We start from the raw sequence: 11,114 nt of genomic DNA on the forward strand, positions 1-11,114 counted from the left end.
TCGGGTCCCGCCGGAGCCCGGACCGGGCCTCGCCGGCCGGTCCCCGGGCACGCCGGACGCCCGGCCCCCCTGGAGGGGGACCGGGCGTCCGGACGGGGGCGCGCCGTCGCCGGCGCGCCGGGTCACTCGCCGGCGGCGCGGGTGTGCACCACGGTGTAGGTGTTGATGATCGGCACGCCCGCGACCACGGCGCGGGTGCGGTTCTGGGCCGACTGGCGGGCCTCGGACTGCTCCTCCGGCGCCTGGGTGCGGTAGGCGTCGTAGGCCTCCTTGCTGTCCCACTGCGAGTAGGAGACGACGAACGAGCCGTCCAGGCCGCGGGCGCGCAGGCCCCGCAGGACGACGTGGGCGCGGAAGCCCGGCACCTCGGTGAAGAACTCCTGGCCGCGGCCGAGCGCGTCGACGGCCTCCTCCAGGCCGTCCTCGCGGACCGGGAAGACCGCGATGACGGTGTAGTCGTCGCGGTGCGGGCCGATCTCGACCTTGCCGCCGAGGGCGGGGGAGGTCAGCGTGTAGGCGACCTCGTTCTGCAGCAGCCGGATCGAGGTGGTGATCTCGCTGAAGACCGGCATGGTGCGGTGGGTGAACTCCTCGCCCGCGTAGCGCTTCTCGAGGTCCTCGCCGCTGCGCCACTGGATGAAGTTCGCGGTGCCGGGGCTGTCCACGCCCGCGTGCACGGTGCTGGACATCCAGCCCTCGTAGGCCGCCGCGTTGACGATCTTCGTCATCTCCTGGATCAGGCTGTCCTGCTTCTCAGGGGCGTCGGCGGTGAAGAGGTTGAGGACGGTGAGGTGGTTGTCCTCGACGGAGATGAAAGGCATGACTTCCTTCGCTTCCTGTTCGGAAAGGGCGGGACGGGACCGGAGCGGAACAGCGCCTAGCCGGCGGGACCGAACCAGCGGTTGAGGGACTCGTTGAGACCGGCGGCGCCGGCGCCCGAGGGTGCGACCCAGGCGACGTAGCCGTCGGGGCGGACCAGGACGCCGTCCACCGGGGAGCCGAGGTCGGCGTCGTCGACCGCCACCACGTCGACGCGGTCGGCCCGGCCGGCCGCGGCGGCGCGGAGCGCGCCGTCGCCGGTGAGGTCGAGCAGCACCGCGCGGCCGGCGCGCAGCAGCGCGAAGGCGGTGGTCTTCTCGCCGTCGACGACCAGTTCCCGGTCCGGCAGGCGCCGGCCGAGCAGCGGGTGGTCGCCGGGGCCGACCTCGTGGCGGATGTCCAGGCCGGTGACCATGCCGACCAGGAGCCGGCGGACCGACTCGTGGTGGTCGACCAGTTCGGCGAACACCTCGCGCATCGGGGTGATGTCGTCACCGCCGAGGTAGAGGATGCGCTGGGCGAGGGTGTTGGTGAGGATGCGGGCCCCGACGGGGTGCCGCTCGCTGTGGTAGGTGTCGAGCAGGCCCTCGGGGGCCTGCCCCTTGAGGTCGAGGGCGAGCTTCCAGCCGAGGTTGACGGCGTCCTGCACGCCGGCGCTCATGCCCTGGGCGCCGATCGGCAGGTGGATGTGGGCGGCGTCGCCGGCCAGGAAGACCCGGCCGCGCCGGTACTCGGCGGCCTGCCGGCTGCGGTCGGTGGTGGAGCTGACCCACAGCGGGGTGGCGCCGCCGATGTCCTCGCCGGTCAGCCGCCGCCAGGCGTCGACCACCTCGGGGAAGTCGATCGGGCCGTCGCCGGTGCGCAGCGGCTCGGACCGGTCGTAGTAGATCACCCGGGCCCGGTCGGGGCCGATCGGGATGACCATGACCATGCCGCCGGGCACCCGCTCGCCGGAGAAGCGGGGCCGCAGCTGCACGCCTTCCACGTCCGCGAAGCGCAGCTCGATCGCCGGTTCGGTGCCGGGGAAGTCGATGCCGGAGAGCTTGCGCACGGCGCTGCGGGCGCCGTCGGCGCCCACCGCGTAGCGGGCGCGCAGGGTGAGGGGGCCCTCGGGGCCGGTGCCGGTCAGGGTGACGCCGTCGGCGTCCTGGTCGAGGCCGGTGACCTCGGTGCCGCGGCGGACCTCGGCGCCCAGGGCGGCCGCCCGCCCGCCGAGGATGCCCTCGGTGCGGGCCTGCGGGATGCCGCGGGCCCCGTAGGAGCCGCCCTCCAGCACCTGGTAGTCGAGCGGCACGCCGCCGAAGTGGCCGACCGGGATGACCCCGACCTCGCCGAAGGCGTCGATCAGGCCGCGCTGCGCGAACTCCTCGATCGTCCGGGCCGAGAAACCCAGGGCGCGGGATTCCCGGATCGGTTCGGAAAGCCTGTCGAGAACGATGACGGAGACTCCGTTGAGCCTCAGTTCCCCCGCAAGCATGAGTCCAGTGGGACCGGCTCCCACCACAATGACATCTGCATCAAAGGTGCTCATCTGTCCTCTTCCCCACTGGTGTCCGGCCAGTTTTCCAAGCCCCGGGCGGCACGGTAAATACCGGCCGGTACAGGTCTTCTACAAACAACTGCAGAAGAACGCCGGCAATGTCAGATCTTTGTCAGGAGGACTTGTCCGGACACCCGCGGACGGGCGCATTCTCAGGCATGACTTCCACTGGTCTTTCCACCGACCGGGCGGCGGTGGCGGATCTCCTGAGCCGCTACCTGCTCTCCCTGGACGACGAGAAGCTCGACGACGCCTGGGCCGCGCAGCTGTTCACCCCCGACGCCGAGGTGGCCTTCCCCCCGATGAGCCGGCACCGGGGCACCGAGGGCATGGCGGACTTCCACGCCGCGTCGCTGTCGGCCTTCGCCGCCACCCAGCACCTGGGCTCCCCGGCCCTGGTGGTGCTCGACGGCGACCGGGCCGCGCTGCGGGCCAACCTGCTCTCCACCCACGTGCACCACCCGCGCCCGGACGGTCCGGCCGGGCTGTTCACCACCGGCACCTTCGTCGACGGCGAGGCCCGGCGCACCCCGGCGGGCTGGCGGCTGGAGCGGCTGTCCTTCCGGCTGCTGTGGACGGACGGCAGCCCGCCGCCGAAGGACCGCGGCTGAGAGGCGGGACAGCACGAAGCCGCGCGGCGGCGCCGGGTGCTCCCCGGCGCCGCCGCGCGGCGTGCTGTGCGTGCTGTTCGTGCTGTGCGCGAGGTCAGGTGTTGAGGGACAGCACCCGGTCGACCTCGATCTCGACGACCACCCGGTCGGGCGGGGACGGCGGCGCCGACCAGTACCGCTCGGCGTACCGCCGGGCCCCGTCCGAGACCCGGGCCGGCTCGGTCACCACGGTGGCGGTGCCCTCCAGGCTGACCCAGGCGAAGCCGTCGACCTGGCAGATCGCCACCCGGCTGCCGGGGGCGGCCAGCAGGTTCCTGGCCTTGCGGGAGGAGGCCACCGTCATCACCCGGGCGAGGCCGGCGGCCGCGTCCCAGGTGAACCGGACGGGCGCCGAGTGCAGCGTCCCGTCCGGCCGCACGGTGGTGAACACGCCCACGTGCCGGGGGTTCGCGAGGAACGCCTCGACCGAGGCCGTGACCGCCACCGGCGTGCCGGGCCGCCGCCGCGGGACCGCCACCGGGCTACTTCCCGACCGCGGCGGCCGCCAGGTCGGCGTCCTCCGCCCCGGCGGTGTTGCCGGACTGCGCGACGGAGCTCATCGACTGCGCGCCCTTCGGCATCAGGAAGGCGACCACCAGCAGGGCGAGCACGCCCAGCGCCGCGGCCGACAGGAACGCGGTGTGGTTGGCGGAGGCGTGCGCCCGGGCGACCAGGTCGGCCTTGCCGCCGGCGTCGGCGAGCTTCGTGGCGAAGCCGCTGTAGGCGATGGTGGCGATGACCGCGAGGCCGAGCGCGCCGCCCGCCTCCTGGCTGGTGTTGATCAGGCCGGCGCCCAGGCCCGCCTCCTCGTCGGAGACGCCCACGAACGCGGCGACCTGCAGGGTGACGAACACGATGCCGCAGCCCAGGCCGAGCAGGACGAACGCGGGCAGCAGGCTGGTCGGGTAGCTGCCGCCGGCCGGGGCGTTCCACATCAGCAGCAGGCCCGCGACGGTGACGGTCAGACCGACCATCACCAGCGGCTTGGCCGCCACCTTGGCGATCATGCCGGAGGCGATGCCGGCGCCGACCGCGACCGAGACCGCCAGCGGCACGTAGGCGAAGCCGGCCTTCAGCGGCGAGTACCCGTACACGTTCTGCATGAACAGGCTGGCGAAGAAGAACAGCGCGCTGAAGGTGCCGAAGGTCAGCACGGCGGAGAGGTTGGCGGTGCGCATGGTCTTCAGGCGGAAGATGCGCAGCGGCATCATCGGCGAGGAGACCTTGGACTCGATGGTCAGGAACAGCGCCAGCAGGACGGCCACGCCGACCAGCGAGCCGATGGTGCGGGCGGAGCCCCAGCCGACGTGGGTGGACTCGCCGAGGGTGAAGATCAGCAGCAGCAGGGCGGCGGTGAGGGTGGCCGCGCCCCAGGTGTCGAAGCGGCCGCGCTCCTCGGCCCGGGACTCGGGCAGCACCTTCACGGCCAGCAGGGCCGCGCCCAGGCCGATCGGCACGTTGATCCAGAAGATCCAGGACCAGCCGATGGTGTCGGAGAAGACGCCGCCGACGATGACGCCGAGGATCGAGGCGATGCCGGACAGCGAACCCCACAGGCCCAGCGCCTTGTTGCGCTCCGGGCCCTCGGGGAAGGTGTTGGTCAGGATGGCCAGCGCGGCCGGGGTGATCATCGCGGCGCCGCCGCCCTGGAAGGCGCGGGACACGATCAGGGTGGTGCCGCTGTCGGCGAGGCCCGAGGTGAGCGACGCCAGGGCGAAGACCGTGAAGCCGATCTGCAGGACCCGGCGGCGCCCGTACCGGTCGGCGAGCCGGCCGCCGAGCAGCAGGAAGCCGCCCAGCACGGTCGCGTAGGCGGTGACGATGTAGTTCAGGCTGACGTCCGACATGCCGAGACCGGCCTGGATGGACGGAAGTGCGAGGTTCACGATCGACACGTCGGTGAAGACCATGAACTGACCCATGCAGACGAACGCCAGGATGGCGCCGGGGCTGAAGCCCGCCCCGGGTCCTGACCGGCCCGCGGTTGAGTCCGTGGCAGCCATTGAAGAGCTCCTCAACTGGTGGTGGATCGAATGTCGGGCCGCTGGTGGACCTGATGACAGATCGCACGGCAGGCATGACTGTCCGCAACCGGGCCCTCACACGGCAGCGTGCCGAGAGATGCTCGAGCGCCGCTGGAGGATCACTGGGAAGGGGCCCGGGTGCCGCGGACCGCGCACCACGCGGCCCGGCGCACCCGGGCGGCCCGCAGCCGGCCCGCGGCGCGCGCCGACCGGGCCAGCCGGAGCAGCGGGCGCGGTTCGGCGGCGGTGCGGGGATCCGGCAGGGGGCGGCGGCCGGACGGACCCGGGAAGGTCTCGGCCTGCAAGGTCGCGTACGACACGGGCTAGTCGATCCCCCGCAGGATGGTGGCGAGTTCGTCCTCGTCCTCGTCCACCCCGGACAGCCGCCGCGGCGGGGTGATCAGCACCGGGACCATTCCGAACACGGCCATCTCGATCTCGCGGAAATCTTCCCTGACGTCACTCACGGGTGAAACTCCTTCCGGTCGTCCCGAACCGAAGGTGTCAAGATCCGCTCGTGATCCGCTCGACGTCGGCTCGCTCCCCGATCGAGTGCAGCCGGGAGCGGGCCGCGTGCTCGGCCGCCCCGCGCCGCCGCTCGGCGATCCGCGGCGGCGGGTCCCCGGCGAGCCGGGCCAGCAGCTCGGCGACGGTCGTCGTCTCGTCGGCGCCGGACAGCCCGCGCAGCAGCCGCAGGCAGTGGCCGACCAGCCGGCCCGCGTCGGCCGCCGAGATCCGGGCCCGGTCGTGGACGGCGGTCAGCGCCAGCGAGCCGTCCGGGTCGCGGTGCGCCAGCAGGGCCACCGGGAAGGCGGTGTGCGCGCCGCTCGCCCGCGGCTCGGTGACCTCGACGCCGTCGGCGGCCAGCTCGGCCCGCAGCTCCTCCGGCCGGTGCGGCACGCCCTCGACCGCCACCAGGCTCTCCAGCAGCCGCCCGCCGCCCGGGGCGCGCCCGGTCCACTCGTGGATCTGCCCGACCGGCACCCACTCGTACGCGGCCATGTCCAGGGCCCGGTCGCGCAGCTCCGCCAGCAGCCGGCCCAGCCGGTGCGCCGGGTCGACCTGGACGGACATCGGCAGGCAGTTGCGCAGCGGCCCGGGCAGCCGCTCCACCGACTCCAGCGCGATGCCCCGGCCCGACACGGTGACGCCGAACCCCACCTGGGCCGGCCCGCGGGCCCGCGAGGCCCGGTACAGCAGCAGCGCCCACACCGCCTGCAGCGCGCTGGACTCGGGCACCGCCCGCCGGGCCGCCCAGCGGTGCAGCCGGTCGGCCTCGGCCGCGCTCAGCCGCGCCTCGACGCGCCCGCAGCCGCTCTCCGCGGTGGCCGGGCCGGGGGTGGCGGGCAGCACGGCGGGCGCCCCGGCGGGCACCGCGCCGGTCCAGAAGTCCCGGGCGGGGGAGGGGTCCTGGCGGTCCAGCCAGCGGGCCAGGTCGCGGATGTCGGGGCGGCGCTCGCCGCCGGGCAGCTCGCCGCCGGCCAGGTAGGCCCGGAAGAACTCGTCCAGCAGCACCGACACGCTCCAGGCGTCGAGCAGCGCGTGGTGGAAGGTGAGCAGCACCCGGGTGTCGGCCGGCGCCTCGTCGAGCAGGGTGATCCGCAGCGGCCCGGGGCGGCGCAGGTCGAAGCCGCGCAGCCGGTCGCGCTCGATCAGCTCCTCCCACCGCACGCTGCCGGCCCGGTGGTGCACCACCTCGGCGGCGGCCCGCTCGTGCAGCACGACCCGGGGCTCCGGGTCCCAGCCGAAGGAGGCCCGCAGCACCGTCTCCCGGTCGGTGACGGACTGCCAGGCCGCGGCGAACCGCTCGGCGTCCAGCGGGCCGCGCCAGCGCCAGGAGAGCTGCTCGACGTGCCGGCCGGTGCCCCGGTGGTCCAGCGAGTCGAGCACGACGTCGTGCTGCTGCCAGGTCAGCGGGAGCCAGGACCCGGCAGGACGGGCGGGGGTGCGCCGCACCATGTCCGCCTCCTTCGGGTCCGGGCGCCGGGGACGGGCCCGGATGCGCCGCGGGCCCGGGCAGCCGTACGCGCGAGGCGCACTGCTCCCGGGCCCACCGTGCAGGAAGGCGCTGTCGCGCCGCTGACGCGGCGCTGACACGGCTGGGGCCGCGCTGGAGGAACGCTGGGGCCCGGCTGCCGCGGCGCGGTCAGTGCCCTCCCTGGTGCATCGCGGACAGGAACCCGCGGTCGAGCATCGACCCGGCGGAGGTGTCGTCCGTGGTGGACAGCCCCGTGTCGTGGCAGGCGATGCTCAGCAGGTACCGGCCCATCACCGAGTGGGTGACGAAGCCCCACCCGGCCACCGGGGCGGTGCTGCCGTCCGGGGCCCGCAGCGAGAGGTCCGGGCCGAAGCCGAACTCCTTGAAGGCCAGCCGCAGGCCCTGCCCGATGGCCTTGCTGTAGGCCTCCTTGAGCGTCCACAGCCGCAGCGCGTACGGCACCCGCTCCTCCTCCGGCATCCCGGCGATCTCCTCGGCCTCCGCGGGCGTCAGGATCTGCTTGCGCAGCAGGTCCAGCCGCACCGTCCGCTCGGCGGGCTCGACGTCCACCCCGATCCGGCCGATCCGGCTCAGCCCGACCGCCATCAGGTCTCCGGTGTGCGACAGGCTCAGCTCGATCTGGTCGAAGCCGCGCAGGTAGGGCCGCCCCTTGAGCTGGTAGGCCAGGTCGAGGTGCTCGGGCGGGACGCCGAGCGCCGCCCCGGCCGTGAACTTGATCAGCAGCCGGGCCGCCGCGAAGCGGTACCGGACCGCCGGGTCCGGGGTGCGCCGGTAGCGGGCCCAGTCCGCCTCCCCGAGCAGCTCGTGCAGCCGCGGGCTGGTCAGGACGGTCGGCAGCCACTCGCTCCAGGTCGTGTGGACCACCGCGTTGCCGAGGTCCGCCAGGTTCTCCCGGACGCCCTCCCACGGCCCGTCCGGCCGCGGCACGTGGAGGGGCACCGCGCATACCACCCGGTTCATCGTCGTCTCCCTGCTCTCGTGCCGTGCCCCGTCCCTCAACCCGCCAGCGCCGTTCCGTAGAGGTCGAGGCTGCGCCCCGTCCGGTACCGCTCCAGGACCTCGCCCAGCAGCGCGGAGGTGACCTGCGCGGGCAGCTCGGGCACCTGGGCGCCCAGCCGGCACGCGATCCGGTGCAGGGCGGCCACCGCCCAGGCCGGGTCCTCGAGGAAGTCGCCGGTCCCGGCCCGGCCCTCCCACACCCCGAGCACCGCGGCGGCCGCCAGCACCAGGGCGTAGCGGTCGACCAGGGTGACGGCCTGCGGCTCGAAGGCGGTGCTGGGGCCGAGCGCCGCGCAGCGCTCCCGCAGCCGGTGCAGCTCGGCCACGAAGGAGTCCGCGAGTGAGGCCAGCGCGTTCTCCAGCGGCCCGCGCCCGCCGCGGGCCCGCAGCCGGCCGGCTGCGCCGACCAGCACCGCGGTGAGCAGGTCGTCGGCCCCGGAGTGGGCCAGGCGGCGGTGGTCCAGCGGCGGCAGCGGCGCGCCGGGCCGGAACAGGCCGGCGGGCGGCTCGGCGGTGCGGAACCACGCGGTGCGGGCCAGCACCGGCAGCTGCGGCACCAGCACCGCCTGGCACACGGCCGTCCCGGCGTGCCCGAGCCCGGCCACCGGCAGGTCCCGGACCAGCTTCTGGAAGCTGCCGTACAGCGGGCCGCCGTCGAAGCCGCGGCCGCCCAGCACGGTGGCCAGCTCCTCGAGGTCCTCGCGCAGCAGGCCCGGCATCGTGTACTTGACCGCCGCGCCCAGCAGGTACGACTGCTCCGGCAGCAGGCTCATCGCCCGCATCCCGGTGACGGCCATCGCGTCGCAGGCCAGCAGGTCGGCGAAGACCCCGGCCAGCACGCTGTGCCAGCGGCGGACCGGCTGCCCGTCGGCCCGGTCCTCGGTGGCGGCCCGCACGGCCAGCCGCAGGACGCTCTCCACCCCGGCGAGCACGGTGCCCGGGATCAGGCAGTGGCTGAGCTGGAAGCTGCGCAGCGCCAGCGACACCCCGTCGCCGACCGCGCCGACCAGCGCGCCCCCGGGCAGCGCGGCGTCCGCCAGCTGCAGCCCGGAGAAGTGCGCGCCGCGCATGCCGGGCATCTCCACCCGGCCCAGCCGGCGCACCTCGCCGGAGCCCGGCTGCCCGGGGCCGAGCACGAACACCGAGTGGCTGCGCGAGCCGTACCCCTCGGAGGTGCGGCCGTACAGCACGAAGGCGTCCGCCCGGTGGGCGTTGAGCACCACGTCCTTGCGGCCGCTGAGCAGCCAGCCGCCGTCGGGGCGGGGGCGGGCGGAGACCTCGTCGCGCAGGACGGCGTTGGCGTGCGCGAGTTCGCGGTGCACGATCGCGGCCCGGCCGCCGCCGAGCAGGACGCCGGCCAGTTCGCGCTGCTGCCGCTCGTCGCCGCCGGTCCACACCGCGGAGGCGGCGAACAGCGAGGTGATGCCGAAGCCGTAGCCGAGCGCGAGGTCGCGCCGGAACACCGGGCGCAGCACCCGGGCGAGCTCCTCCAGCCCGGTGAGCCGGCCGCCGAGCCCGTGCGGCACGAACTCGGCGGACAGCCCGGCCGCGGTCAGCAGCTCCTCGGTGGCCTCGGGCGCGTGCCGGGCCAGGTCGGCCCGCAGCAGCGCCGGGTGCCCGTGCGGGTTGCCCGGGTCGAAGGGGTCGCCGAGGGCCGCCTCCAGCCGGGCGGCCCGCTCCGGTTCGGCGTGCACCGGCACCCGGTCGGGGGCGTCCGGTACGGGGGAGTTCGGCCCGATGGCGTCCGCGGCGGGGCCGGGGGCGCTGCGGGCGGGGGTCGCGGCGGTACCTGCCGGGGTCACAGGACCCGGACCGAGTCGAGGGCGTACTGGGTGGCGTGGCGCAGCACGGTCAGACTGGCCTGCCCGAGGGCCTCGCCCAGGTGGCGGCCCGCGTCGAGGGCGTCCGCGCCGCGGCCCAGCACCTGCTCGATGGCCTCCTCGCGGAGCAGCACGTCGTGCCGGGAGATCAGGTTGACGCCGCTCTCGTCGGGCTCGATCGACCACTCGCCGGAGTGCGCGGCCATCAGCGGGGAGGTGTGGGTCTGCTTGTAGACGATGCGCTGGGCGCCCGGGAAGCAGATCCGCACCGACTCGGTGGAGTGCGCCCCGCCGTCCAGCGACAGGCTGCCCATCGAGACCCGCTGCACGCCCGGCGCGTCCTCGGCCAGGTCGATCCGGTTGACGTGCGGCAGCCCGGCGGGCCAGTTCTCCACCCGGTAGAGGAAGTCGAAGACCAGCTCCGCCGGGGCGTTGACGTGCACGACGTCCTCGAAGGACCACACCAGGTCGTCCAGGCGGGCCCAGCGCTCGGCGATGTCGGCGAGCCGGTCCAGCTGGGACGAGCTGTTGGCCACCGTGGCGGCCTCGACCCAGGCCGCGGCCGCGGGGTCGTCGCCGGCGACGGTGAAGGCGTGCTCCAGCGTCACCCGGCAGCTGCTGTCGCCGAGCGGCTCGACCGCCCAGATGCCGACCATCGACTCGGCCGGGGCGGCGGGCAGGTCCATGGTGAACTCGACCTGGAGCCGTTCCACGTCCAGGTACCTGCTGGACACCCAGGACTTGATCTCCTCGCCGGCCGTGACCCACATCCGCAGCCGCTCCCGCGTCCCGTCGAAGTCGAGCTGCTCGACGTGCACGCAGGGCGGGAAGAACAGCGGCCACCGGGTGGCATCCGCGATCAGCCCGTACACCACCCCGGCCGGGGCCGCGGCGACCACCTCGTGGATCATGTGGTGCACTCGCGCATCCGCCATCTCCCACACCCTCCTCGTCTGGATACTCCGCCGGAGCCGGCCGCCTCGCCGTTCCGGCCGGCGGGCGCCCGCCCGGCCGGCGCTGCCGGACCCGGGCGGGCCGTCCGAGGCAGACGGCGCCCGCCACGGGGGAAGTCCGGGCCGCCGCCGGCCCTCGACCGGAGCCCGCCCCAAGGAGCCTGTCCGGAACCCCTCGGGATCCCCTCGACGCGTGCTCGAGCGCGCCTCGGGAAGCGTCACCCCCGCTCTCCGGGACTGACCCTTACCGCCCCGGGGCCGCCGCCACCGCGCCCCGGCCGGGATCCCGCCCACCCCGCCACCCCCGTCC

General features: G+C 74.9%; 11 protein-coding genes. 1 reads left to right on the forward strand and 10 read right to left on the reverse strand.

Going from position 1 to position 11,114, the window contains the following annotated elements; translation table 11 throughout:
• Positions 1–122: 122 nt before the first annotated feature.
• On the reverse strand, positions 123–821 hold the full coding sequence (locus tag IH44_RS0115015; RefSeq protein ID WP_030460040.1) for an antibiotic biosynthesis monooxygenase: 699 nt from the start codon (positions 819–821) through the stop codon (positions 123–125).
• 56 nt (positions 822–877) lie between these two features.
• Positions 878–2,350, reverse strand: a complete 1,473-nt coding sequence (locus tag IH44_RS0115020; RefSeq protein ID WP_030460041.1) for an FAD-dependent monooxygenase — start codon at positions 2,348–2,350, stop codon at positions 878–880.
• 167 nt (positions 2,351–2,517) lie between these two features.
• On the opposite strand from IH44_RS0115020, the gene IH44_RS0115025 reads away from it, so the two are divergent.
• A complete protein-coding gene (locus IH44_RS0115025; RefSeq protein WP_030460042.1) occupies positions 2,518–2,970 on the forward strand; it encodes a nuclear transport factor 2 family protein in 453 nt (150 codons plus the stop codon).
• Positions 2,971–3,064: 94 nt separating this feature from the next.
• Here IH44_RS0115025 and IH44_RS0115030 read toward each other — a convergent pair whose 3' ends face one another.
• From IH44_RS0115030 to IH44_RS0115065, 8 genes are all read right to left on the reverse strand, one after another.
• Positions 3,065–3,487: a pyridoxamine 5'-phosphate oxidase family protein gene (locus tag IH44_RS0115030; protein WP_369794950.1), complete on the reverse strand. Its 423-nt coding sequence runs from the start codon at positions 3,485–3,487 to the stop codon at positions 3,065–3,067.
• 4 nt (positions 3,488–3,491) lie between these two features.
• Entirely contained in the window at positions 3,492–5,012 is a 1,521-nt protein-coding gene (locus IH44_RS0115035; protein WP_232794950.1) for an MFS transporter, read from the reverse strand.
• A 140-nt stretch (positions 5,013–5,152) separates the two neighbouring features.
• Entirely contained in the window at positions 5,153–5,353 is a 201-nt protein-coding gene (locus tag IH44_RS0115040; RefSeq protein ID WP_030460045.1) for a hypothetical protein, read from the reverse strand.
• A gap of 3 nt (positions 5,354–5,356) precedes the next feature.
• Positions 5,357–5,500 carry a hypothetical protein gene (locus IH44_RS46515; protein WP_157852322.1) on the reverse strand — a complete coding sequence of 48 codons (144 nt, stop codon included), beginning with the start codon at positions 5,498–5,500 and terminating at the stop codon, positions 5,357–5,359.
• 37 nt (positions 5,501–5,537) lie between these two features.
• Complete coding sequence (locus tag IH44_RS0115050) at positions 5,538–6,992, reverse strand: condensation domain-containing protein (protein ID WP_051816918.1); 1,455 nt, start codon at positions 6,990–6,992, stop codon at positions 5,538–5,540.
• A gap of 187 nt (positions 6,993–7,179) precedes the next feature.
• Positions 7,180–7,992 carry a 4'-phosphopantetheinyl transferase superfamily protein gene (locus tag IH44_RS0115055; protein WP_030460047.1) on the reverse strand — a complete coding sequence of 271 codons (813 nt, stop codon included), beginning with the start codon at positions 7,990–7,992 and terminating at the stop codon, positions 7,180–7,182.
• 35 nt (positions 7,993–8,027) lie between these two features.
• Entirely contained in the window at positions 8,028–9,833 is a 1,806-nt protein-coding gene (locus IH44_RS0115060) for an acyl-CoA dehydrogenase (RefSeq protein WP_030460048.1), read from the reverse strand.
• Positions 9,830–10,786, reverse strand: coding sequence for an aromatase/cyclase (locus tag IH44_RS0115065; protein WP_030460049.1), 957 nt, complete (start codon positions 10,784–10,786; stop codon positions 9,830–9,832). The genes IH44_RS0115060 and IH44_RS0115065 overlap by 4 nt, the downstream gene beginning before the upstream one ends.
• Positions 10,787–11,114: the final 328 nt, after the last annotated feature.

The sequence above is a fragment of the Kitasatospora sp. NRRL B-11411 genome (genome assembly GCF_000721345.1).
GTDB lineage: Bacteria > Actinomycetota > Actinomycetes > Streptomycetales > Streptomycetaceae > Kitasatospora > Kitasatospora cineracea.